This is a genomic window from Chryseobacterium pennipullorum, from assembly GCF_003384725.1.
Taxonomy (GTDB): domain Bacteria; phylum Bacteroidota; class Bacteroidia; order Flavobacteriales; family Weeksellaceae; genus Chryseobacterium; species Chryseobacterium pennipullorum.
On record NZ_QNVV01000025.1, the window covers coordinates 38,506 to 64,076 of the forward strand.

Here is a 25,571-nt window from a genome sequence, read left to right on the forward strand (position 1 = left end):
AAGTTGGTTTGCCTATTTGGAAGGATGGCTCCTGCCAGTTGGGTAGGGTATCGTCCCCAGATTAGTACGGAATTTTACTTTTTCCATATCATTTTCATTGCTGATGTTGCCTTCAGGATAAAAAAAAATATGAAAAATAATCCGATTAGGTTTCAGCATACTGAAGTGTATTTCATTGAACCTGAAAAGAACTTTAACTTTTTTGATTTTTTCGAATATAATATTATGTATTCCTAAAGAAGGATATGGTAGTTCAGCATAAAAAAAGACTGATCGCAGAGCGACCAGTCTTTTATCATTTTATGTAATTACAAGTGTCCTAGAAAGGATACTCATAAATTTCAGATTCATGTAAGAATGGGTTTCCTGTAGGAATCAACTTCAGTTTTGATAAAGCCGAAAGTACAGTAAACATAAATAATCCAGCTACAAATAAGATTGCTCCAAGGATCAATAAGAATACTTCAGGAGTTTTCCAGTATGGTCCTACCGTACCAGGCATTACCATGTTGAAGTAATCCAGGATGTGTCCCAAGATAACAACTACTGCCATTACAGTCACTACTTTATAGTTTCTCTTAATGCTGCTGCTTACTAATACCAATAAAGGTAATAAGAAGTTGATGATTAGCATTGGTAAGAATGTCGTACCATAATGTTGGAATCTTCCGAAGAAATAATTTACCTCTTCCGGAACGTTTGCATACCAGTAAAGCATGAACTGAGCGAACCATGTATAGGTCCAAAGCATACTTGTAGCGAAAAGGAATACTCCTAAATCGTGTAAGTGATTGTCATTGAACTGTGGTAGGAAACCATTTTTCTTAAGATAAACACTTAATAGAATAATGACAGCGATACCACTTGAAAGGCAGCTAACCATTGAATACCAGATATACATTGTAGAATACCAGTGAGGGTCAATAGACATCAACCAGTCCCAAGCCCAAGCAGCAGAAGCAAATCCGAAGAATGCGATATATCCTACTGCCCATCTGTAAAGCATTTGATACTCTACTTTAGATTTTGTATCATCTACTTTTTTAGATTGAGCTTTTAATTTCCATGCAAAGAAAGAAGCACCGATCACATAGATCAAAGTTCTTACGGCATAGAAAGGAATATTTAAGAATTTTTTCTTCTCGAATAGAATCACATCAAAATGCGGAGAATCCGGATTCGTCAGTTCAGGGTCCATCCAGTGGAACAAATGACCATTGTGAGTGATATTCAAGATCATCATGATAATCAAGATTGCACCACCATAAGGGATATAAGAAGCAATAGCTTCCATTACTCTTGTAATGATAATTGGCCATCCTGCGTGTGCAGCGTGCTGAATACAGTAGAAGAACAGTACAGCACAACTTACTCCAAAGAAAAAGACAGCTACAAAGTGCAGCGATGCCAACGGCTGGTTGTGTACCTGCATCGTTGCGTGCTCAAGGTGAGCAGCGTGATCCTGAGGTCCAACCATTTCACTAGAGTGTGTAGGAGCGTCGTGACCAGAAGCATGAACAGCCTCCATCATTTGTTCTATTTTCTCAGTAGAAATTCCTTTGTTCATAAAGAAACCAATACCAAACAGAACTAAACCTACAACAAGAAGTATTATAGAAGTTGATTTTAATTTTGGTGAAAAACTATACATTTCTTTTCTTATTTTTTAGTTTCGGTAGTCGTTTCAGGTGTTGCTGGTGCCGCCGCTGTAGCTGCTGCCGGTGCTGCTGCTCCTTTTTTGAAAGCACTCATCACATACATTGCTACTCTCCATCTGTCTCCTGCGTTCAATTGTCCTGCATAAGACCCCATGGCATTTCTACCGTTAGTTAATACATAATGAACAGATCCTACTGTTACTTCTCTATCTGCATAGTTTGGAACTCCAGAGTAGGCTCCACTTTGTACGATTGGTCCCTGTCCATCTCCACCTACACCATGACAAGCAGAACAAGTACGCTCAAATAAGAACTTTCCTCTTTCAATATCCTTAGCAGCATTGGCTGGATTTAAAGGCGAGGCAGTAATTTTTTTTGAAGCATCATATCCTGCATTATACTCATCCATATTCTTTGGTAACAAGCTTTCTTCGAAAACTCCGTCTTTGTTCTGAGGAACTGACCCTTCTACCGGAGAAAGACCTGTTGCTCCATTATTTTTAACGAAAGCAGGAATTTCATTTTCATGATCTGAATAGGCATCCTGAGCTTTCATCAATGGATCGTAAGCTACAGGAAAATACATGTCCGGGAAATAAACCAGTGGTGTATTTTCTTTTGGTCCGCAAGAGTTAAGTAAAACTGTTGTTAAACCTAAAACTGCTGTAATTTTTAATACATTCTTTTTCATTTTAAGCATCTTTAACAGTTATTTCTTCAACTCCAGTTTCAATAAGTAACTGCTTTACAGATTCTACATCTTCAGTTACAAATTCCATTAAGAATTTATCATCAGTAGTTCTCGGATCCGGGTTCTGAGCCGGTGCTCCCGGGTACATTTTGTTTCTAACAAGGAACGTTAAAGACATCATGTGAGCAGCACAGAATACCATTAATTCGAACATTGGAACTACGAATGCCGGCATGTTGTGTCCCCAGTCAAAAGCTGGTTTACCACCGATATTCTGAGGCCAGTCATGGTTCATTACATACCAGGTAACAGTAGCACCGATAGTAACACCATAAAGGGCATATAGAAAAGCAGCATCAGAAATTCTTGTTTTCTTTAATCCTAAAGCTTTATCTAGTCCGTGAACCGGAAACGGAGTATAGACTTCGTTTATTTTGATTCCTTTATCGTTGAATGCTTTAACGCCGTTCATTAAATCGTCGTCATCAGCATAAAGTCCGTATACAATTTTAGTGGTGCTCATCTCCTTCTTTTGCTTTATAAGTTTCACCTGAGATTTTCAAAATCGATTTTAATTCAGCCTGTGCAATTACAGGGAATGTTCTTGCATATAATAAGAATAATACAGAGAAGAATCCGATAGTTCCTAAGTATACACCCACATCAATGATCGTTGGCTTAAACATTGTCCATGATCCTGGTAAATAGTCTCTGGAAAGGTTGATCACGATAATATCAAAACGCTCGAACCACATACCGATGTTGATAATCAAAGCAACGATGAACGTCCAGATAATATTTGTTCTCAATCTCTTGAACCAGAAAGAAGCAGGAATAACAAGGTTACAGATGATCAATGACCAGAAAGCCCACCAGTAAGGTCCAACAGCAGCACCTGGAGAAAGATATGTAAAGTCTTCAAATCTCGATCCTGAGTACCATCCGATAAAATATTCAGTAGCATAAGCTACAGTTACCATACCACCTGTTAAGATGATTACGATATTCATAATCTCGATATGATACATGGTAATATACTCTTCCAGATGACAAACTTTTCTGGCAATTAACAATAGGGTTTGTACCATTGCAAATCCTGAGAAGATTGCTCCCGCTACGAAGTAAGGAGGATAGATCGTAGAGTGCCATCCTTTAATTACTGAAGTTGCGAAGTCAAAAGATACGGTTGTGTGTACCGAGAATACAAGTGGAGTAGCTAAACCTGCAAGAACCAAAGAAAGTTCTTCGAATCTTTGCCAGTGTTTTGCTTTACCACCCCAACCGAATGCAAGGAAAGTATAAATTTTCTTAGTCCAAGGAGTTTTTGCTCTATCTCTGATCATTGCAAAGTCAGGGATTAGTCCCATGAACCAGAATACAGTTGATACTGAGAAATACGTAGAGATCGCAAATACGTCCCAAAGTAGAGGAGAGTTGAAGTTCCCCCAAAGAGAACCGAATTGGTTTGGTAAAGGGAATACCCAGTATCCTACCCAAACTCTACCCATGTGAATTACAGGGAAGATTGCTGCCTGTACAACCGCAAAGATCGTCATCGCCTCTGCAGATCTGTTTACAGACATTCTCCATCTCTGTCTAAATAATAATAATACTGCTGAGATTAGGGTTCCGGCGTGACCGATACCTACCCACCATACGAAGTTGGTAATATCCCAACCCCAGTTAATAGTTCTGTTAAGCCCCCATGCTCCAATACCTGTTCCGATAGTATAAGCGATACAGCCGAATCCATAGATGAATAGAACTAAGGCAGCATATAATGAGATCCACCATAATTTACCTGCTCTTTCTTCGATAGGTCGTGCAATATCTTCTGTGATATCGTGATAAGTTTTGTGACCAATAATCAGAGGTTCCCTTATCGGAGCTTCGTAATGTCCTGACATTTTTTACCTATTTATTATTTAAACTTTATTTTTCTACTCTGTTTCTTACTTTCGTGTGATAGAACACATTTGGTTTTGTTCCGATCTCCTCTAGTAAATAATATCTTCTGTTGCTGGAGTACAAGTCTCTCACTTCAGATTCTTTGTCATTCATGTCTCCGAACGTCATGGCTCCGGTAGAACAAGCAGCAGCACAAGCACAAGAGTTTTTAAACTCAGCATCTGTTACTTTTCTGTTGTCTCTCTTCGCGGCTAAAATAGTAGCCTGAGTCTCCTGGATACACATTGAACATTTCTCCATTACCCCTCTAGTTCTTACAACTACATCCGGGTTAAGTACCATTCTTCCTAAATCGTTGTTCATGTTGAAATCGAACTTGTCGTTTAGGTTATACGTAAACCAGTTGAAACGTCTTACTTTGTACGGACAGTTGTTTGCACAATATCTTGTACCGATACATCTGTTGTAAGCCATATGGTTTTGACCTTGCTTACCGTGTGAAGTAGCCGCTACCGGACATACCGTTTCACAAGGAGCGTGGTTACAGTGCTGACACATTACAGGCTGGAAGATTACATCCGGATTGTCTGCAGGGTGGTTCAATGCACCTCCGTCACCAAACGCAGTACCATACAATTCAGGTACAGCCATTCCTTCTTTCAATCCTTCGTATACTTCTACCTTTTGTCTTGAAGAGTAGTAACGGTCAATTCTTAACCAGTACATATCTCTAGACATTCTTACCTCTTCTTTACCTACTACAGGAACGTTGTTTTCTGCCTGACAAGCAATTACACATGCTCCACAACCTGTACAAGAGTTCAAGTCGATAGATAAGTTGAAGTGAGGCCCGTCTGTATCATCAAAAGCGTCCCAAAGGTCAATTTTTCTTGCTGGAAGAGCTCCACTGATCGTGTGGTATTCCAAAGGTTTGTTCCATCCTTTGTGCTCATCATCGAAAGGTACATTGATGAACTCAGCTAAAGGAACTTCTTTAGCGATTTCATAACGACCCATCAATGTATTTTGAAGCTGGATACCTGCAAATTCGTGATCTTCTCCTGTTTTCTCGATTTTAACACCTGAAACAGTTAAGTTAGAACCATCGAACAGAGGGTAAGCATTTACTCCTGTATCTGCAGTCGCTCCTGAGTTTTTCTTACCATAACCAAGCGCAAGACCTACAGATCCTTCTGCCTGACCCGGTTGAATAAATACAGGAACATCTTTTATTGTTACTCCGTTTACAGTAAGATTTACGATAGAACCGTCCAGCTGCATTCTCGCATTCAGGTCGTTATCAATCGCAAATTTCTCTGCATCTTTAGGAGAAATTGTTAAGTAGTTATCCCAAGACATTCTTGTCAATGGATCCGGTAATTCCTGCAACCAAGGGTTGTTTGCCTGAGTTCCGTCTCCCATAGACGTCTTAGTGTATAATACCAATTCCAATTCAGAAGCTTTAAAGTTTCCTAGTTCAGCAAGTGCCTGTGCAGCGTTTCCGCCAGCATATGACAATGTTGTAGCATTGGAAGAAGAATTGATACCGTTGTATAATGCCTTGTTAAAAGAAGTACCACCTAAAAGAGAAGCTGAGTTTGCTTTCAAATAATCGTAGTAATTGTTAGCGGCATTATTTTTACCATTCTTCCAAACCAATAGAGATTCTTCAATCTGTCTTGATTTGTAGATTTTCTGGATGGTAGGCTGCATCAATGAATATACTCCTGTCTGTGGTTCGATATCTCCCCAAGACTCTAACCAGTTGGCAACCGGAATTACAGCCTTCGCTGCTTTGTACATTTCATTTTTCTTATCAGCAACAGCCACTACATAAGGAACTTTAGATAAAGATTTTTTGAAATCTTCGCCTTTATAGTAAGAATAAATCGGGTCTACATTGTTTGCGATCAATACGCCAACCTCACCTGCATTTACCCATCCTAAGAATTCCTGGAATCTTGCTTTATCAAATTCTTTAAGGAAGTTCGCCTTACCAGTGAAAGCTACTGAACCTAATTTTTGGTTGATTAAGTGTGCTAAAACCTGCGCTCCTTTAGAACCATCAGCTAATACAACAGCCTTGCTGCCTTTTGCTTTCAGTTCGTTCGCAATTTCAGCAGCAGTCTTATCAGAAGTACCACCACCAACGATTGCATTGTAAACTTCCACTAACGTTTTGTTTACAGCACTTGGCTTTAATCTGTATCTTGAGTCAGAGTTAGCTCCGGTCAATGACATGTTAGACTCCACCTGGATGTGTCTTAACATGTTTGGACCTGGCTTTCTTGCTGCTGCATAAGAAGTCTCTAAGCTTGAAGCGTTATAATCTCCTAAGAAGTCAGCCTGGAAAGAAACTACCAATTCAGACCCTTTAAGATCATAAACAGGCAATGCTCTCTGTCCGAATACTTCCTGAGCTGCATCTAATGCCGCAGCGTAAGGGAAAGCATCATAGGTTACCAGCTCTGCTGTAGGATATTTTGCTTTGAATTCTGCAAATAGCTTTTTGAAAGTAGGTGAAGCAAAAGAGTGTGACAAAAGCACAATCTTTTTACCTGACGCTTTCGCTTCTTCAAGACCCTTGATCACAAAACTGTCTACTTTATCGAAAGTTTCGTCTTTCCCGTCCAGTTTAGGCTGCTTTACTTTATCATTATCATAAAGAGAAAGTACACTTGCCTGAGCTCTTGCATTGGTTTTACCTAAATCACCTGCAACCGGGTTGGGATCAATTTTAATCGGTCTTCCTTCACGGGTCTTTACTAAAACACTGGCGAAATCGAAACCGTCAAAATATGTTGAAGCGTAATAATTTGGAACCCCTGGAATAATATCATGCGGCTTTACCACATAAGGGATTGTTTTGATTACCGGAGCCTCACAAGCAGCTAATGTTACTGCTGCAGTTGAGAAACCTAATAATTTTAAGAAATCTCTTCTTGAAGTACTAGATCCGTTCTGTTCAGCATCTCCAAGGAAATCTTCTACCGGAATTTCTTCCTGAAACTCTTTCTGAGCCAGCTTATTATTCAAAGCTGGATCTTTAAGTTCATGAATACTTCTGAATTGTATTTTGTTTGAAGCCATTTATACTTCTAATTTTTTAGTTATTAATAATGACATTTACCACACTCAAGACCTCCAATCGCATCTACAGTGATCTTACCTCCATCCTGAGGATATTGTTTTTTCAACTTGTCATGTAGATTCTTGAAGTACTCTTTATTATAACCGTTGTTCATATCAACTTCAGTAGTTCTGTGACATTCGATACACCATCCCATCGTAAAGTCGTTAGCCATCTGAACAACATTCATGGTATCAATTTTTCCGTGACAAGCCTTACATACAACGTCAATTTTGTTGTTAGGATTCTTTTTGTTGAAAGAATTGATGATTGCTTGCTCACCTGCTACTACGTGCTGAGAGTGGTTGAAGTATACAAAGTCTGGCATGTTGTGGATTCTTGTCCATTCAACTGGCTGTGTCTTTCCTGTATACTGTTGTTTATCAGCATCCCAACCTGTGGCAGCATAGATCTTCTGGATTTCTCCGTCGTAGAATGCTTTATCTTTTCCTGGTTCAAGGTATTTACCGTTGTATTCGGAAATCGTTCTGTGACAGTTCATACAAACATTCATCGAAGGGATTTCAGATACTTTCCCGTATTTAGCACTTGAGTGACATAGCTGACAGTCAATTTTTTGCTCTCCTGCGTGAATTTTGTGAGAGAAGTAGATAGGCTGCTCTGGCTTATAGCCTTTGTAAACCCCGATCCACATGATCCAGTTCCACACTCCATAAGCTGCTAAAATAGCTAGAATTCCCAGCAATCCTTTTCCTATGTAGTGGTATTTCTGATAGATTTCACTGAAAGAACGGACTCTTGTCGCGTTAAGCCCTGCAAGGTCTTCAGATTGTCCAAGTGTCACTAATTGTCTTAGCTTAACAAGAATCCAAACCAATAAACCAGCAATCGCTAAAAGTGAAATGATGACAATGTTTGTTGTTGTTTTGTCTGCCGGAGCATTTGCAGTTCCTTCAGCAGGAGTTGTTTCTGCAGTTTTTTCCGGTTCTGGAGCCGGAGGATTAGTAGTGAAAGCTAAAATGTCATCTATGTCCTTCTCTGTAAGATTAGGAAACTGTAACATTTCAGTCTTATTGTATTTCTCAAAAATCTCATTGGCGTATTTATCCCCAGAAGCCCTTAGAGCTTTGTTGTCCTTGATCCACTTATGAAGCCAATCTCTGTCTACACCACCTTCTGTCTTTACACGTTCTACGACCCCTTTTAATGGTGGTCCGATAACCTGTTTGTCCAGCGCGTGACATGCACTACAATTCGCTTTGAAAAGTTTCTCTCCGTTTTTAGGATCGCCGTCTTGCCCGTAAAATGAAGCACTGGTTGATAACAATAAACCTATTGCAATCAACGTTTTTTTATAATGCTTTCTCCAACTAATCATTTAAATTATCTTATGTTAGTAAAATATTGAACATATCAATTCCGCAAAAATAATATTTTTAACACTAATTTAACGGCATATAAAAAGGGGAAAATGTCATTTAAGGTTAATTTGTATTGATTCTAAATAACTGGTTTGGTATAGTTTTTTAATTTGTATAAATTTGCGGAAACAAGTTTAAATGAGAAATTTGATCAAAATATTTTCGATATTATCATTATTTGGTTTTTATAATATTGAAGCACAGCAGGTTGTTAAAAAAGATACGCTTTCAGGAACGGAGCTTATAATAACTATGGATTCAAAAATCAATGCTGCTTTGTCAGGAGTAGAGGACAAATGTTCGAGAGTTGCTGTCAATAATTCTTCAAAAGATTACAGCACTGGTGATAGTGGAATTTCTACTGGGACGATTCCGAAACCGGGCAAGATTTATGTGCCCAACAGAGAGCTTACCAATGCAGAAATCTGTAGAAAGAACCCAAGAATTTTGGGATATAAAATTCAAATTACTACGGTAAAAAGTAATGAAGAAGCCAATGAAGTGAAATCCTATTTCAGAAAAAGATTTCCGAATTTGAAAGTGGAAACTGACGCTTCCCTGAGACCGAATTATAAGATTCTTGCAGGAAGTTATTTCACTAAGCAAAGTGCTGCCAGTGACCTTTCAAGAATAAGAGAATATTTTAAATCTGCAATGGCTGTACAATATAGAATTTTCTGTTCAGAAGCCAAGTAGAAAGGATTTACCATACGATCAAAAGCCGGGAATTTCCTGGCTTTTTTATTGATAATAGCTGTTCAGGAAGTCAAAGAATTCTGACATTCGAAAGACATTGTTTGCGGTCAGATACATCAGAAGAACGCTGAATGTTAACGTCAGTACATAGAGTGTTTTAGGTGATGATCGGTAGGCGTAAAAAAGCCATCCCGTAAGAAGGGGATAGACAAAAACAAAATGGCCGCCATAGATATAGGATGTATGAAGCCCGAACCTCATAACACAGTGAATAACAATATCAAACAGGAATGAAAGCGTAATGACCTGAACCCATTTATTTTTGAAGTTTTTACAATAACTCCAAATCATCAAAGCCATCATCAGGCAGACAAAAATATACGATAACGGAGAGGTATACAGCTCCATATACAGGCCTTTAAAATTAAAACCTTTCATGTTGTGCTTATCTGAAATGATAAAACCCGGAAACAAAATATTACCACCGAAAAAAAATGAAAGGATCATATCCCAGGTCGGCATAGATTCTACGTTGGAGAATTTTTCATATTGTTGGTTTGTTTTGGAAAAAACAGCCTCATACTTGAAGTCTATTCTGTTCAGGTACAACAAAACGTAGCATACTGTTGCGATCAAAACTCTTAAAGCTGCATTTCCGAGATTTCGCCAGTTTTTGAAAAGGTTCTTTTCGAAAAGAACAGGAATGAAAACCTTTACAAAATTGGTGATGGTGAGACCGCCGATGGTGATTCCTGCTAAAGAAAGTGCAAGGGCAGGGATTTTGGTTTCTTTTCTGAGCTTCACTGCCGAATAATAATTGTACAGGGTCAATAAAAATAGGGTATAGGTGAAATTCTCGGGAGTGAAAGAAAGAATGATATTGGTAGAGAACATTCCGAAGAACAGGAGAATAAAAAGACAATAGTAGAGCGGAAGCCTGATGATGTTTTTGAGATATTTGAAAACCTGGATCATATTCAGGCTAATGACAATATTGCTGAGCCAGGCCAGGGTAAGTCGGAAGGTGGCATCTGTTTTTCCTCCTGAAATAAACAATGCAAACTCTCTGATCCAGTTAAAAAAATAATATGATAAAGGGTGCCTTTCAAAGCTTCCGCCGGTCATCAGGATCGATTTGTTGTCAAAACTGAAATAGGCGTCCCAGGGAATCCTGCTGTCAAAGATGATCCTGTAATGGACTGCGATATACGATCCAAGAACTCCATAGCAGGTAATAAAAAAAAGAAAAACGGCCAGCTCTGTGAAAGTGGAAGGAAAAACCAGTTTAAAAAAATGGATGAATTTATTTTTGATAAGAGACACGTGTCATATTTTTTGCAAAAATAAAATAAAAACCACCAAAATTGGTGGTTTAAAAAAGTTTGTGTCAACAGGATTAGTGTTTGATTATCTTTTCCGTTGTGGTGGTTCCGTCAGTGAACTCGATCTGCATGATGTAGGTTCCTTTTTGAAGTGAGGAAATGTCTGTTCTATCAGATCCTGTTTTTGTCACAACTTTACCTGATATATCGGAAAGCGTGGCTGTTTTTATTTTTTTGTCCGTTTTTATATTGATTTCTCCTTTTGTCGGATTGGGATAAACGGAAGTGTTTGCGTTTGCTTTTACTGTTTCATGCGTCGCAAGATTCCCTGTAGTTGTAATTTTCACATCATCCAGCATGAACAGATATTTGTTTTCAGACATGTAATGGAATCCTATTCTGATGGATTGCCCCGCATAAGCGTCCAGATTATAAGTGACCTGCTGCCATGCCGGATAAGTCGCTGTGAGCGGTGTTGTTCCTGATATAATGGTGAAGTTGGCACCAGAAGTTGGAGTTCCGTTTCCTACGTAGACTCCGATACGATAGTTTTCATCATAATCTGGAGACAGTGCTTTTACCCAAAATGTTAGCGTACTGGTATTTGGGCTTAATGCTACTGCCGGGGAAATCAGCCAGTCATTGTTGGCAATTGTTCCCAATTGGGCAGATGCAGCCCATGCGCCGGCAAACTTTTGTCCACCGTGAGCGGTGAAGTCTCTTATTTCTTCATCTACACCAGGAGTCACAGTCAAGTTGTTGGTAGCGTTGCTTGCTGTAAGATTGAAAATCTGAAAGGCCTTGGCTGAAGAAGCGTTTGGCCAGTTGGGGGTCCATGAAGGATCTGTTACTCCTCCTACAACAGGGCCGCCGCCATGGAAAGTTCCTGCCCCGTCTAAATCAAGTGTCAGCCAGTTTCCCAAACCTGAAATGGCAAAATTCGGGTACGATTCAAAGCCCTCATCGAGCAATACAGTTTGGGAATGCGCAGTGGCTCCCCAAAGCAAACTTAAAGAAAGTATAATTTTTTTCATATTAAAAGATTTCTCTAAAAATAGTGAAAACTTTTAATATATTGATAAAAATGTAATGAAAAGTACTGATTGTTAGTGTTTTCACTAAGAACTACATGAAAGTGTAGAACAACCCGTAGTGTTGTCATAGTCCGAAGGTCTTTTGACTGAAAACTCGGGATACAGTTCCTCATATGGATTTTGAAGAGCGCTATTTAGTTTTTCCAGCATTTCTTTATTACCATTACCAATCTCCTCAATACATTGATATAACAAATAGTTTCTCAGGATAAATTTAGGGTTGGTCTTTCTCATAAGGTCTAATGATTCTTCCCTTGATATAGTATTCAAACTTAGACGTGCCTGATAGGTGGTCACAAAGTGCTGCAGTTTTTCCGTTTTTTCCTCATCTAAAACAGAATAAGAAACGTCTTTAAAGTGTTCTTTAAGATCCATCTCAGGTGCAAGGTTTTCCAATCGGTTGAAAAATAAGGTATAATCAAGTTGAAGTTCCTGCATCAGACCCTGCCAACCGGTAAAAAATGATTCATCCTCCTTCAGGAGTTTGTCCAATCCAAACTTGTTGCAAAGCATTTGATCGTGAGCTTCCCAGAAATAGGTGCCATAATGGTTTAAAGTGTCTTCCAGGAATTTTTCATCTTTGATGAGAGGGTAGAGGGCATTGGCAAGCTGCCACAGATTCCATTGGGAGATCTGTCCCTGTTTTCCAAAGGCATATCGTCTTCCGGGAAGATCAGTTGTATTAGGGGTAAAGTTCAGATCATACTCATCCATCATGGAATAGGGTCCATAGTCAATAGTCAATCCCAAAACAGACATATTATCTGTATTCATAACTCCGTGTACAAACCCTACCCTGAACCATTCGGTCATCAGGTTTGCGGTGCGCATGCAGACGTTTTCAAAAAAATCCCTGTATCTCTGGCTGCCTGACGAAGTGATCTCAGGAAAATAATTTTCAATGGCTACATCTGTGAGTTGCTGGAGGGTTTTGTATTCTTTTTGCGCTGACATCAGCTCAAAGTGTCCGAAGCGAAGAAAGCTTTCCGCTGTTCTGATGACCACCGCTCCTTTTTCAAGCTGTGGGTTTCCGTTATACATGATATCACGAATAACCTCTTCTCCGGTAAATGCCAGGCTTAGCGCTCTGGTTGTAGGTACACCCAAATGGTACATGGCCTCACTCATCAGGTATTCGCGGACAGAAGATCTTAGTACAGCTCTTCCGTCAGCATGCCTGGAATATGGGGTTGCACCAGCTCCTTTCCATTGGATTTCAGTCTTTTTGCCTACCTCGTTAATGATTTCTCCCGCTAGAATAGCCCTTCCGTCTCCAAGCTGTCCTGCCCAGTTCCCAAACTGATGCCCCGCATAAGCAGTGGCATAGGTTTGAACATTGTCAGGAAGATTATTTCCCACCAGGAAGCCCAGATCCTTATCCTCGTATCTGCCCAAACCTATTTCCTCTGAAAGCTTCTCATTAAAAGCAATCAGTTCAGGCTGATCAAAACCTGCCGGCTTAATTGTGGCAAATAAAACTCCCGGAGTATTTCTCTGCATAGGGTTGTTGGAGAGGTCTCCTGGAAATTTCTCTATAAAAGGCTGTCTGATGCGTTCCGTATTCATCTGTCAAAGGTATACATTATTAAAGAAAAGACCTTCCAAATTATTGAAAGGTCTTATATATTACTTTAAGAGAATTTATTTATTGAAATCTACCTCATCATTGGAATGGAGGTTTTCATTAATATTTTCCTCTTTCTTTTCTGTAGGTTTTTTCGGAGTTGGATCTACGGGTCTTGGATTCTTGATTTCATCAATAGTCTGAAGACTTCCGTCATCTCCATAGCCACCGCTTAAACCTTTAAGGTTTGAACAGCCGTCCTTCCAGTCTGAAGGTTTGCTAAACTTATCATCAGGAGTAACTCCTAAGGTCTTGTCTGCCCACACTTTTTTCATGAAAATAGCCCATATTGGTAATGCCATTCTCGCTCCCTGTCCTTCTCCTGTTCCAAAGAAGTGGGTGGCTCTGTCTTCCCATCCAACCCAGGCTCCTGTTGCCAGTTTTGGAGTGATTCCCATAAACCATCCATCGGAGTTGTTCTGTGTAGTACCGGTTTTAGCTGCAATTTCCACACCTTTGGAGATCCCTCTCCTTCCAAGCTCTCCGGAAGCTGTACCATATTGTGCTACCCCTTTCATCAGTTCAATCATCGTGTACGCATACAGAGGATTCATGACTTCTTTAGGTTCTACATTGACCTCTTTGATAACCCTTCCGTTGGCATCTTCAATTCTCCAGATCATTTCCGGTTTGTTATAGTTTCCGTAGTTGGCAAAGGTACTGTAGGCTCCTAACATTTCATAAATGGTAATATCAGACGAACCTAAGGCTATGGTATTGTTTCTAGGAATATCTTCTGTTACCCCCAGATCTCTTGCAGTCTGAATAACGGCATCTACACCGGTCATTTCGATAAGACGTGCTGCAATCGGGTTTTGAGAGTGTGCAAGACCATCCTTTAAAGTAAGCATTCCTCCTCTTCCCGGGACATGCCATCCCTTGTGGTCGTAGGTTCCGTTGGAAACAACTGAACAAGGGGTCATTCCCAGCTTCATAATGGCGGTTGCATATACGAAAGGCTTGAAGGTAGATCCTACCTGTCTTTTCCCTTGTTTGATGTGGTCATACTGGAAGTGCTGCCAGTCGATACCTCCTACCCATGCCTTGATTTCTCCGGTTCCGGGAACCATTGACATCAGACCGGCCTGGGCAATTTGCTTGTGGTATCTGATAGAGTCCCAAGGGGACATCTCCACTTCCTCTTCTCCGGCCCATGTAAATCTTGATGTCTTAATCGGCTTTTTAAATTCCATCATAATGGAATCTTCAGGCATACCGTCTGCTTTCAACAATTTGTACCTTCCGGTCCTTTTCATGGCCTGAAGCATTACACTGTTGATTTGCTTATCTGTAAGGTAGTAGAAAGGTCTGTTCTTTCTTCCTCTCTGTTCTGCATCAAATCTTTTCTGAAGATCAGTTAAGTGTTCCTTGATGGCCTCCTCCGCATATTTCTGCATCTTGGAATCAAGTGTAACATATATTTTTAAACCGTCTTTGTAAAGGTTAAGTTTCTTACCCGTTTCTTTTTCATGAGTTTCAAGATATTTGTCAATCTCTTTTCTCAGGTAGAATTTGTAATACGCAGAGTATCCGTCGGTAATACTTTTAATAGGATGGAAATCTACTTCTACTGGTGTATTGATTGCTTTCTGGTAAGTTGCCTCGTCAATGTATCCGGTTTTCTGCATCTGATCCAATACTACATTTCTTCTTTCCTTTGCCTTTTCAGGGTATCGGTAAGGGTTGTTTTTACGTGGATTTTCAAGCATTGCTACAAAAGTTGCAGCTTCCGGAAGAGTAAGCTGTGAGGTTTTTTTGTTGAAATAAACTCTGGAAGCCATTTCAACTCCATTGGCATTGAAAAGGAAATCAAACTTATTGAAATATAGAGTGATAATCTCCTCTTTGGTATATCTTTTTTCAAGGCTCACAGCCACTGCCCATTCTTTCAGTTTCTGGAAACCTCTTTCAAATTTATTTTGAGAAGCATGCCCTGTGAAAAGGAGCTTTGCCAGCTGCTGCGTAATGGTAGAACCACCACCACGGCCACCACCATAGGCCACCGCTCTTGCAACAGAGTACAGGTCTATTCCTGAATGTTCCTTAAAACGCTCATCTTCTTTTGCCTGAAGGGCATAAATAAGATAAGGTGGAAGATCTTTGTATACAATAGGCTGTGTTTTTTCTTTTTCAAACTTTCCTAAAGTAACTCCATCCGAAGAAATAATCTCCGAAGCAACAAAGATATCAGGGTTTTCAAGTTCTTTTACATCAGGCATTTCCCCAAGGAACCCTTGAGAAACCGCAAAGAAAAGTCCTGAAATTCCCAGAATGACAGCAATGAGTCCAATCCAAATAAATGAAACCCATTTTCTCCAGGAGGTATCTTTCTTTTTTTTGGGAGGCAGAGGAAAAGTTTTCCCCTTATTTCCTGCATTTTTTTTGTTTTCTTCCATTTATGGTTACGGTTTAGCCGTTTCTATTTTTATCCCGATATCTTCAATTCCCGGAAGGTTGTCATTTCTCATCGCCTGGGTAAGGCTGATCAGATATTTTCCCTTCCCCGGAAACCTGTAATTCAGCTTATACTGAAACAATGTTTCCTTCGTGTCACCAAAGCCTGTACCAAGCCATTCTCCGTTCGGCTTTGCCAGAACATAATTCAACGTATCGGTTTCCTTTTTCTTGTTCTGAAGATTGGTGAAATTGACAATGAACCTTATATTGCTGTAAGGATAATTGTTGTTATTTCTAACGACAAATATAATATTTTTAGGATTTTGCGGATCTGAAATTTCAAGATTAAATTTTTGCTCACTTTTCTTATTCCATTTGTTATCAACGGAATTCATCATAATGTCATCTCCTGAGGAAGAGGTACAGCTAAAGAAAAGGATAAAGGAAAATAATCCTAAAATTTTACGCATTTTTATCTTTTTTTGGAGGATATTTCTTTTTAAATTTTTTCTTGTTCGGATTGTTCTGTGGTTGCTTTTCAGCATTAGCGCCAGCTTCCGTTTTTTCCACAGGCCCTTTTTGTTGAGGATGTGGTTTTTGTTGCCTAGGCTGATTTACAGAATTGGCATTAGGATTTTCTGATCTTTCGGATCTCTCAGGTCTGTTTCGCTTCTGTCCCTGATTGTTATTTTGTTTGTTCTGATTCGAATTCTGACTGTTCCGGTTCCGGTTTCCTCTGTTTTTCTTTTCAAAACGGTCCACATTGTTTTCCTGAATCAGATCAATGGTTTGAAGAGAAGGTTCCGGTTGTTTTAAATCTTCCAGTGGAAGAATTTTTTCACCTCTTTTGTTCTTTGAAATCAACTTTTTTACAAGGTCGATATCAAAATCATACCATGCAATGGAGTGATCCACATAGGCAAACCACATTTTCTTTTTGAAAACATCAATTTTGATGCAGAATGCTCTTCCTTTTTCTGTATCTAAAGTAGTTGAAGAAGAAGGGAAGTGGCTTAATGCGTCCAGATAACTGTCCAGTTCATAATTAAGGCAACATTTAAGCTTGCCACACTGCCCTGCCAGTTTTTGAGGGTTGATACTCAGCTGCTGATATCTGGCGACGTTGGTGTTGACAGATCTGAAATCCGTAAGCCATGTAGAACAGCAAAGTTCGCGTCCACAAGACCCAATACCTCCAACTTTTGCAGCTTCCTGTCTGAACCCGATCTGTTTCATATCGATTTTAGTCCGGAATGCACCCGCAAAATCTTTAATCAACTGTCTGAAATCTACACGATTGTCTGCAGTATAATAAAATGTGATCTTTGAAGAGTCACCCTGATATTCCACATCGGTCACTTTCATTTCAAGACCTAATCTTTGAGCGATCTTTCTCGCTTCAAGCTTTACGCCGTCTTCTTTTTTTCTTGCTTCCTGCCATACCTCAAGATCTTTTTGGTTGGCCTGTCTGTATATTTTAAGGGCAGATTCTTCAGAAAATTTCTTCTTTTTCATCTGAATCTTTACCAATTCTCCCGTAAGGCTTACTACCCCTACATCGTGTCCCGGACTTGATTCTACTGTGATTACACTACCTATGTGTAAAGGAATGTTATTTACATTCTTATAAAACGATTTTCTGTCATTTTTAAATCTAACTTCAACAAAATCACACCTGTTTGGTGCCGGATTGTTGATGTTAGAAAGCCAGTCAAATACACTTAATTTATAACTATTCCCGCAGGTATTTACATTTTCACAGCCATTTGCAGTTTTCTTAGGACCGCAAGAATGTGCAGAATCGCCGGATGTTTTACATCCACAACTCATATTACTATTATTTATAATCTTGCAAATTTATGTATTTTTATCTTTATGCAATTCTAAAATACTTAAATAACCCGAATTAGGGATGAAACATTTCTGTATTTCAACCAGGAAAACAGGTAGTAGTGTGAGATACAGGTTATTATATATTTTAATTTTTGTCCTTTGTATTTTTAAGACTTGTTTAACTTTCCAACATTTAAGTTTTAATGAGCCCTAGTGTCTACGACTTTTCTTTGTGCAATTTGTTAAAATAAATGATCTTTTTGTTTAAAGTTAAACAGATGAATTATTTTTAATTTTTTACATACTTAAATGGCTAATAACAATGATTTTATAAATATTTCTGCATAAATTGTTATTTTAAACATAGCTTTCTTTTGGGATAATGTTTAAAATATTGGGAAATATTAACAGACGTATTCAAAATAATTCTATATTTGGATTATATAATAATAGTCTATGAAAAAAATATTAGTATCAACTGCTTTATTGGCGGGCGTTCTATCTTACGCAGGAGGCTTCAGAGTTTCCCTGCAAGGGGTAAAACAATTGGCAATGGCGCATACTAGTGCTCATGCCGAGGATGCGAGTGTGACATTCTTCAACCCGGCGGGTATGTCATTCATTCCTAACAAACTGAGTGTAGTGGCAGGAGGATTTGGTGCAAGTAATAAAGTTACTTTTCAGAACTTAAACACTTTGCAGAGCACAGAAACGGATAACCCTATAGGGACACCTCTATATGCTGCAATTGCTTATAAACCAATAGAAAACTTATCCATAGGTCTTAGCGTTACCACTCCTTTCGGAAGTACGATTCAATGGCCTGATAACTGGGAAGGTAGAGAACTGGTACAGAAATTAGAGCTGAAGAGTTTCTATTTTCAGCCCATGGTGTCGGTGAAGCTGGCGCCTTGGTTGGCATTCGGGGCTAGTTATATTTATGCAAGAGGAAAAGTAGACTGGGATAAAGCTGTGACGCAATTCGACGGTCAGGTTAATATCAATGATGATAAAGCTACAGGACACGGGTATGGATTCGGTTTTTATTTCAGACCTGATCCGAAATTAGATGTCAGTATCGCTTACCGTTCGCCAGTAGACATGAAAGCTAAAAACGGAACCGCTACGTTTAAGTTTCCTTCACAATCTGTGTATTCACAGTTGAGACTGAATGCTGCAGGACAGGACGGATTTACAGCAACACTTCCGCTGGTTGAAGAATATACAATTGGTTTAACCTATAAAGTGACGCCGAAATGGCAGGTTTCTGCAGATTTCAACTATCATGGATGGGAGAGATACAGCAGGCTGACTCTTGACTTTGATAATGCTCCAATTGGAAACCAGCCGGATCCTACAGTGCTTGTGAACTCTAAGAATTTCAAGAATTCAAAAACATTCAGACTGGGTACTCAGTATGCATTTACCAATATGATCTACGGACGTTTGGGAGCTTACTATGACGAAGCACCTTATACCACCGATCACTTTATTCCGGAGACCCCTTCATATGATACCTATGTGATTACGGGTGGGGTTGGATTTAAGTTGAAACAATTCGGGATTGACATTGCTGGAGGATATGCGATGCCTCAGTACAGAACTGTAAATAATGTTAGCCTCGGATTATCAGGACAGTCTAAGGCAACGGCGTTCTACTTTGGTCTAGGTTTATCTTATAATCCCTTTTAATTTAAGACTATGAAAAAAATTATAATATCGACAATTGCTGTTTCTGCACTTCTTTTTACGGCAACAAGCTGTAATACGGACTTCGATACGGATGTAAAAGATATTCCGGTAACAAAAGGAGAGGCAGACTTTTCAAAATATGTCGCTTTAGGAAACTCCCTGACTTCAGGCTTCAGAGATAATGCATTATATATTGACGGACAAAATGAATCTTATCCTAGTATGATTGCAATGCAAATGAGGCTGGCAGGAGGAGGAGGCTTCAAGCAGCCCCTAATGAACGACAACCTTGGAGGAATTCCATCTGCTGGAATTGCGAATAAAAAGATACTTGCGGTTGTAGCCGGGGCATTGGCACCGGTTGATGCTCCTGGCACGGGAACAACCACTTTAGCAAATATTTACAGTGCCGGTCCTTATCAGAATATGGGAGTTCCTGGGGCAAAAGTAGCCCACCTTATTGCTCCTAAGTATGGAGATCCGGCGGGATTAAATCCTCTGGCTCCTACTGCAAACCCTTATTTTGTTAGATTTGCAAGCTCTTCGACAACTTCTGTCGTGGCAGATGCGTTGGCTCAAAATCCTACTTTTGTTTCTCTTTGGATCGGAAATAATGACGTTTTAGGATATGCTACCTCAGGAGGGGATGGATCTAATCCGATTACCCCGGTTGATGGCCCTATTGGAGTTGGATTCAATTCAACTTATTCAGCATTGGCTGGTATGTTGTTTCCCTCCGGGACTACAAGAAAAGGTGTTGTTGCTAATATTCCCGATGTAACCTCGATACCTTTCTTTACAAGAGTTCCTTATAATCCGGTTCCGCCTGATAGGTTTAATACAGCTCTATCTGGAAGCCCATCGAATCAAAATGCAAATATAGATGCCCTGAATGCACAGGTTTTTGGTCCTTTGAAACAGATTTTAACCGGGCTAGGGCAAGGAAGCAGAATTCAGCTTCTTTCTAAAACAGAAGGAAATCCTGTTGTACTAAAAGATGAATCTTTGACGAACCTTGCCGCACAGATTACCGGTGCATTAGTTGCTGCAGGAGTACCTGTTCAGCAGGCAGGTTTAATGGGACAGTTATATGGCCAGGCAAGACATAGTACATCTCAGGATTTAATTCCGCTTACCACAAGTACTGTTTTAGGGACAACGCCAAGCTCGCCTTTTGCTGTTGCTCCTTTTGATAAATATGGAACAACTTATCCACTTGAAGATAAGCATGTTTTGAGAGGTAAGTTTAATAATGTAAATGGAGAAGTGGAAGAAGTATTGGCTGCTACAGTTGCTTTCAATGCAACAATTAAATCTGTTGCAGATTCTAAGAATCTTGCTTTTGTAGATATGAATGCAAAAATGAAAGAACTTAATTCTAAGTCAGGAATCGTGTGGGACGGAGTGAGATATACAGCAACATTCGTTACCGGAGGTGCTTTCTCTCTTGACGGTGTTCACCTTACAGGACGAGGATATGGTATTGTTGCCAACGAGTTTATCAAATCCATTAATATGAAATACAGATCAACTTTACCACAGGTAGATCCTAATAAATATTCAGGCGTTAAGTTCCCTTAATACTTGATAAAATAAAAACTTAGAAACCACAGGAGTAAATCTTGTGGTTTTTTTTTAAATTTGCAAAATCTTTTAAAAAGTAAAAATGGCCGATCAGTTAAGTTATCTATTTTGTACAAGAACCAGCAGGGACTTGGCAGAGAAAATTGCCCAGAGTTATGGGAAAGAATTAGGAAAAATCAACTTTCAGGAGTTCAGCGACGGGGAATTTGAACCCGTACTGGATGAATCTGTGAGAGGGGGAAGAGTTTTCCTGATAGGATCTACGTTCCCACCTGCAGACAATCTTTTGGAACTTCTTCTAATGATTGATGCAGCGAAAAGAGCTTCAGCAAAAAGTATTACTGTCGTAATTCCTTATTTCGGACTTGCAAGACAGGACAGAAAAGACAAGCCTAGAGCGCCGATCGGTGCCAAGTTGGTTGCTAACCTGTTAACAGCAGCGGGAGCAACAAGAGTGATGACTATGGATCTTCACGCAGATCAGATCCAAGGATTCTTTGAAATTCCGGTAGATCACCTGTATGCTTCTTCTATTTTTGTAGATTATATCAAATCTTTACATCTTGATAATCTTACGATTGCCTCTCCGGACATGGGAGGAGCTAAAAGAGCTAAGAACTATGCCGGTCACCTTGGTGCTGAAGTGGTAATTGCTTACAAAGAAAGAAAAAAAGCAAATGTTGTGGAAGAGATGTTCCTTATCGGAGATGTAACAGGTAAAAATGTGATCCTTATCGATGATATGATTGATACCGCAGGAACACTTTGCAAGGCAGCGGATATCCTTATTGAAAAAGGAGCCAAAACAGTAAGAGCAATGGCCACTCACGGAGTGCTTTCAGGGAAAGCTTATGAGAATATTGAGAACTCAAAACTTCTGGAAGTTATTGTAACTGACTCAATTCCTGTTAAAAATAATTTGTCAACTAAAATAAAAGTGCTATCTTGCGCCCCGTTATTTGCAGATGTGATGACTATGGTTCATGAGCATAAATCAATCAGTAGCAAGTTTGTTATCTAATTGGCTTTAAACTGTTTGCAAATTAAATTAGAACAATTTTTTAAATTTTTATAAATGAAATCTATTACAATTCAAGGTACAAAAAGAGAAAGCGTGGGCAAAAAGTCTACAAAAGCTTTACGTGATGCTGAATTAGTTCCTTGTGTTGTTTATGGAGGTGAAGCACCTTTAAATTTCTCTGCTGAAGAGAGATCTTTCAAAGGATTGGTGTACACTCCTGAAGCACACACGGTATCTATTGAGGTTGACGGAAAAACGATTCCAGCTGTTCTTCAGGATATTCAGTTTCACCCGATTACTGACAAGATTCTTCACGCAGACTTCTATCAATTAGCTGACGATAAGCCAGTAGTTATGGAGGTTCCTGTAAGAATTACCGGACGTTCAAAAGGTGTTGTTGCTGGTGGTGTTTTACGTCAGTCTTTCAGAAAACTGAAAGTAAAAGCTATTCCTGCTAACTTGCCAGACGAAATCGTTGTTGATGTGACTCCATTGAAAATTGGAAACAAACTTTATGTAGGTGGAATTAAGGCAGAAGGATATTCTTTCATGCACCCGGACAATGCAGTAGTAGTTGCTGTTAAGATGTCTAGAAATGCTATGAAAGGTGGTGCTGCAGCAATGGATGATGAAGATGAAGAGGCAGCTGAAGAAGTGGCAACTCAATCTCCTGACGTTCCAACAACAGAAGAAAAATCTGCAGAATAAGCATTGCTTATTAAATCATAAGAAAACCTGTCAATCTTTTGACAGGTTTTTTTGTTCTTCATACTTCTCAGTTAAACACTCTACGCCCAATTTCTTTCGCCAATTCCATGTACTTTATCGCATTTCTCCATTACTTAATATTGAATATTTCTATCAACTGATAACGATCACGCGGCAACCTGGTGCATCCTTTCCGAAAAAAAGCCGTAAATTTGAAGTGTTCTAAATAAGAACGTTTTTAATTAAAAAATAAATAAATGTTTGACATTCAAGAAATAAGAAACCAGTTTTCTATATTGGACAGAGAAGTGAACGGTAAGCCTCTGGTTTATCTGGATAATGCGGCTACATCTCAAAAGCCAGATTCGGTTTTGGAAGTCTGTCACGCATATTATACAGAGCTTAATGCCAATGTTCATAGGGGAATTCATACGTTGAGCCAATTGGCAACAGAAGAAATGGAACTTTCCAGAAAAAAGCTGCAAAGATTTATCAATGCAGAACATGACTTCGAAGTGATTTTTACCAAAGGAACCACAGAAGGATTAAACCTCATTGCTTATATTCTGACGCAAAAATTACAAAAGGACGATGAAATCATCATTTCTTACCTTGAACATCATTCCAATATTGTTCCATGGCAGTTGCTTTGCGAAAGAACAGGGGCTAAACTACGTGTGATTCCTATTGATGAAAATGGTGTTCTGCAGCTGGATTATTTGGATCAGTTTTTAAGTGAAAAAACAAAGGTAGTTTCTGTAAACCAGGTTTCCAACGCATTGGGAATTGTAAATCCTGTAGAAGAAATTATTGCCAAAACCAGAAAAAACTCTGATGCCTATATCGTTATTGATGGCGCCCAGTCAGCTCCGCATTTTACAATTGATGTTCAGAAGCTGGATTGTGATTTCTTTGTTTTCTCCGGTCATAAGATGTATGCTCCCATGGGAACAGGGGTGTTGTACGGGAAACGTGAAATATTGGAAGCGCTGCCACCTTTCCATGGTGGTGGAGAAATGATTGCAACATGTTCTTTCGATGGAACGACCTATGCAGGACTCCCTTTTAAATATGAGGCAGGAACGCCCAATGTTGGAGGAAATATTGCTTTAGGTGCGGCGGTTGACTTTATGAATAAAGTAGGAAGAGAAAATATTCAGAACCACGAAAATGCTTTACTCGAATATGCTCAAAGACAGCTTTTAGAAATAGAAGGTATTAAAATCTATGGGGAGAAGGCTAAAAGAACGGGCGTTGTCTCTTTTAACTTGGAAGGAGTGGGGATTTCCTCGGATGTGGGAATGATCCTCGACAAGATGGGGGTTGCCGTTAGAACCGGACATCACTGTACACAACCTATTATGGACTTCTTTAATATTGCGGGTACCGTAAGAGCCAGTTTTGCGGTCTATAATACTTTTGCAGAAATTGATCTTCTTGTAGAAGGCGTACATAAAGCGAAAAAAATGTTAGGATAAAAAATAAAAAGCAGCTCACGGGTTGCTTTTTTTATTATTCAGGGACGGGGAGCATAATCTACCTGTCATAATGCCTTCGTACTTTCATTGTTTAGTTTTTTTCATAAAAATATTTAATTGTATTGATTTTATATATAATTGATTATTGTGGTAAATAATTTAGTAATTTTATTATAACACTAAATTTTTTATTATGAAAAAACTATTTTTATTCTTTTTGTTCCTGAATGGGATCTGTGACGCGCAACTGTTTTCTGAGAACTTTAACGGGAATGCCCTTCCGGCAGGCTGGACAGTAGAAAACCCTAATAGCGCTTATAACTGGGGGGTAGGCAGCGAAAACGATTTTGCTTCCTTTCCTGATGGAGCCGCTTTTTTTGATGATGATAATGCGGGGCCTTCAGGAGTTAATTCCAATGCGAGGTTGATATCCCCGGTGATCAGTCTTACAGGAGCCGTTAACCCAAAGCTTTCATTTAAGTATGCCAATAAAATTTATAATCTTAATTCGACGCTTAAGGTTGAAGTATTCAACGGAACTTCATGGGTACAGGCATTTAGTTCTGGAGGTGCTTCCGGTACATGGACTATTGATTTTAGTACATTTTCATTTATATTGACAGATTATGTCCAAACTCCAGATATAGATCTTACCCCTTATATCAATGCCAATTTCAAATTAAGATTTGTCTATGATGATCTCGGAGATTATTCTTATGGTGTGGTTGTTGATGATGTGGTGATTTCAGAGGGTGTCCTGGCGACATCTGAAGTCGCACCCACCGATCGGGTAAACCTGTATCCTAATCCCGTGAAAGACTATGTTTCCGTTATGCTCCCTGACCCACATACAGTAGCAGCCGTAAGCGTTATAGACATGGCTGGAAAAACAGTAAAAACCTTTGAAAAGAAATCCGGGCCGTATGATCTGTCGGATCTTCCAAAAGGAGTGTATATCATGATGATTACTGATGGACATAAAGAAATCATAAGGAAAAAAATCATTAAGCAATAAGTTTATGCCAGATCCGGGTAAGTTTTTATCTGTGTTATTGGTGTGATCTTTGGGAACTTCCTTGTATCCATGTTTCAAGGTTTGTTGGAAACCGCTAGAGTTCAAAGCTGTTTTAAGTCGCAAGGATTTTATCTTTGATACAAATGACTGATGTATATTTATTTCCCACAGATTACACAGATTACGCGGATGTTTGTGTAAAATTTGCTAGAGTGGGTAAATTTTTATCTGTGTTATTGGTGTATTCTAAGACATATGCAAATTATATCTTGTTAAATTTACAAAAGGTTCTTCTCTTTTTACTACTGCAAATATTCTATATATAAGTTTACAGCAGA

At 39.2% G+C, this 25,571-nt stretch carries 19 protein-coding genes; 7 read left to right on the plus strand and 12 right to left on the minus strand.

Annotation, left to right across the window (positions count from 1 at the left end):
* Nucleotides 1-319 precede the first annotated feature (319 nt).
* Genes DRF67_RS19825 through DRF67_RS19850 form a run of 6 tightly spaced genes read right to left on the minus strand, consistent with a single transcriptional unit; the run spans nt 320 to nt 8,726 of the window.
* Entirely contained in the window at nt 320-1,651 is a 1,332-nt protein-coding gene (locus DRF67_RS19825) for a quinol:cytochrome C oxidoreductase (RefSeq protein ID WP_115930036.1), read from the minus strand.
* An 8-nt stretch (nt 1,652-1,659) separates the two neighbouring features.
* Nucleotides 1,660-2,358: a c-type cytochrome gene (locus tag DRF67_RS19830; protein ID WP_115930037.1), complete on the minus strand. Its 699-nt coding sequence runs from the start codon at nt 2,356-2,358 to the stop codon at nt 1,660-1,662.
* Nucleotides 2,351-2,872 (minus strand): DUF3341 domain-containing protein, encoded by a 522-nt coding sequence (locus DRF67_RS19835; protein WP_115930038.1) that lies wholly within the window; start codon nt 2,870-2,872, stop codon nt 2,351-2,353. Before DRF67_RS19835 ends, DRF67_RS19830 begins: the two co-directional genes overlap by 8 nt.
* Entirely contained in the window at nt 2,859-4,256 is a 1,398-nt protein-coding gene (gene nrfD / locus DRF67_RS19840; protein WP_115930039.1) for an NrfD/PsrC family molybdoenzyme membrane anchor subunit, read from the minus strand. Before nrfD ends, DRF67_RS19835 begins: the two co-directional genes overlap by 14 nt.
* Nucleotides 4,257-4,281: 25 nt before the next feature.
* A complete protein-coding gene (locus DRF67_RS19845; RefSeq protein WP_115930040.1) occupies nt 4,282-7,347 on the minus strand; it encodes a TAT-variant-translocated molybdopterin oxidoreductase in 3,066 nt (1,021 codons plus the stop codon).
* Between the two features lie 23 nt (nt 7,348-7,370).
* Nucleotides 7,371-8,726 (minus strand): c-type cytochrome, encoded by a 1,356-nt coding sequence (locus DRF67_RS19850; protein WP_115930041.1) that lies wholly within the window; start codon nt 8,724-8,726, stop codon nt 7,371-7,373.
* Between the two features lie 181 nt (nt 8,727-8,907).
* Here DRF67_RS19850 and DRF67_RS19855 point away from each other — a divergent pair, with 181 nt between their 5' ends.
* Nucleotides 8,908-9,465, plus strand: a complete 558-nt coding sequence (locus DRF67_RS19855; protein ID WP_115930042.1) for an SPOR domain-containing protein — start codon at nt 8,908-8,910, stop codon at nt 9,463-9,465.
* 45 nt (nt 9,466-9,510) lie between these two features.
* Here DRF67_RS19855 and DRF67_RS19860 read toward each other — a convergent pair whose 3' ends face one another.
* The 6 genes from DRF67_RS19860 to DRF67_RS19885 form a co-directional block, all read right to left on the minus strand.
* On the minus strand, nt 9,511-10,788 hold the full coding sequence (locus DRF67_RS19860) for a DUF6080 domain-containing protein (protein ID WP_228435865.1): 1,278 nt from the start codon (nt 10,786-10,788) through the stop codon (nt 9,511-9,513).
* Between the two features lie 73 nt (nt 10,789-10,861).
* Entirely contained in the window at nt 10,862-11,821 is a 960-nt protein-coding gene (locus DRF67_RS19865; RefSeq protein ID WP_115930043.1) for a T9SS-dependent choice-of-anchor J family protein, read from the minus strand.
* 84 nt (nt 11,822-11,905) lie between these two features.
* Nucleotides 11,906-13,447, minus strand: coding sequence for a protein adenylyltransferase SelO (locus DRF67_RS19870; protein ID WP_115930044.1), 1,542 nt, complete (start codon nt 13,445-13,447; stop codon nt 11,906-11,908).
* A 75-nt stretch (nt 13,448-13,522) separates the two neighbouring features.
* Complete coding sequence (locus DRF67_RS19875; RefSeq protein WP_115930045.1) at nt 13,523-15,901, minus strand: transglycosylase domain-containing protein; 2,379 nt, start codon at nt 15,899-15,901, stop codon at nt 13,523-13,525.
* A gap of 6 nt (nt 15,902-15,907) precedes the next feature.
* On the minus strand, nt 15,908-16,372 hold the full coding sequence (locus DRF67_RS19880; RefSeq protein ID WP_115930046.1) for a gliding motility lipoprotein GldH: 465 nt from the start codon (nt 16,370-16,372) through the stop codon (nt 15,908-15,910).
* Complete coding sequence (locus DRF67_RS19885) at nt 16,365-17,732, minus strand: PSP1 domain-containing protein (RefSeq protein ID WP_115930047.1); 1,368 nt, start codon at nt 17,730-17,732, stop codon at nt 16,365-16,367. The genes DRF67_RS19880 and DRF67_RS19885 overlap by 8 nt, the downstream gene beginning before the upstream one ends.
* A gap of 459 nt (nt 17,733-18,191) precedes the next feature.
* Here DRF67_RS19885 and DRF67_RS19890 point away from each other — a divergent pair, with 459 nt between their 5' ends.
* The 6 genes from DRF67_RS19890 (at nt 18,192) to DRF67_RS19915 (ending at nt 25,233) form a co-directional block, all read left to right on the plus strand.
* Complete coding sequence (locus tag DRF67_RS19890) at nt 18,192-19,427, plus strand: OmpP1/FadL family transporter (RefSeq protein WP_115930048.1); 1,236 nt, start codon at nt 18,192-18,194, stop codon at nt 19,425-19,427.
* A gap of 9 nt (nt 19,428-19,436) precedes the next feature.
* Nucleotides 19,437-21,008, plus strand: a complete 1,572-nt coding sequence (locus tag DRF67_RS19895) for an SGNH/GDSL hydrolase family protein (protein ID WP_115930049.1) — start codon at nt 19,437-19,439, stop codon at nt 21,006-21,008.
* An 85-nt stretch (nt 21,009-21,093) separates the two neighbouring features.
* Nucleotides 21,094-22,032 (plus strand): ribose-phosphate pyrophosphokinase, encoded by a 939-nt coding sequence (locus tag DRF67_RS19900; protein WP_089735106.1) that lies wholly within the window; start codon nt 21,094-21,096, stop codon nt 22,030-22,032.
* Nucleotides 22,033-22,086: 54 nt separating this feature from the next.
* Nucleotides 22,087-22,740 carry a 50S ribosomal protein L25/general stress protein Ctc gene (locus DRF67_RS19905; RefSeq protein WP_115930050.1) on the plus strand — a complete coding sequence of 218 codons (654 nt, stop codon included), beginning with the start codon at nt 22,087-22,089 and terminating at the stop codon, nt 22,738-22,740.
* A 257-nt stretch (nt 22,741-22,997) separates the two neighbouring features.
* Nucleotides 22,998-24,218 (plus strand): aminotransferase class V-fold PLP-dependent enzyme, encoded by a 1,221-nt coding sequence (locus DRF67_RS19910; RefSeq protein WP_115930051.1) that lies wholly within the window; start codon nt 22,998-23,000, stop codon nt 24,216-24,218.
* 193 nt (nt 24,219-24,411) lie between these two features.
* Nucleotides 24,412-25,233 carry a T9SS-dependent choice-of-anchor J family protein gene (locus tag DRF67_RS19915; RefSeq protein ID WP_115930052.1) on the plus strand — a complete coding sequence of 274 codons (822 nt, stop codon included), beginning with the start codon at nt 24,412-24,414 and terminating at the stop codon, nt 25,231-25,233.
* The last annotated feature ends 338 nt before the right edge of the window (nt 25,234-25,571 follow it).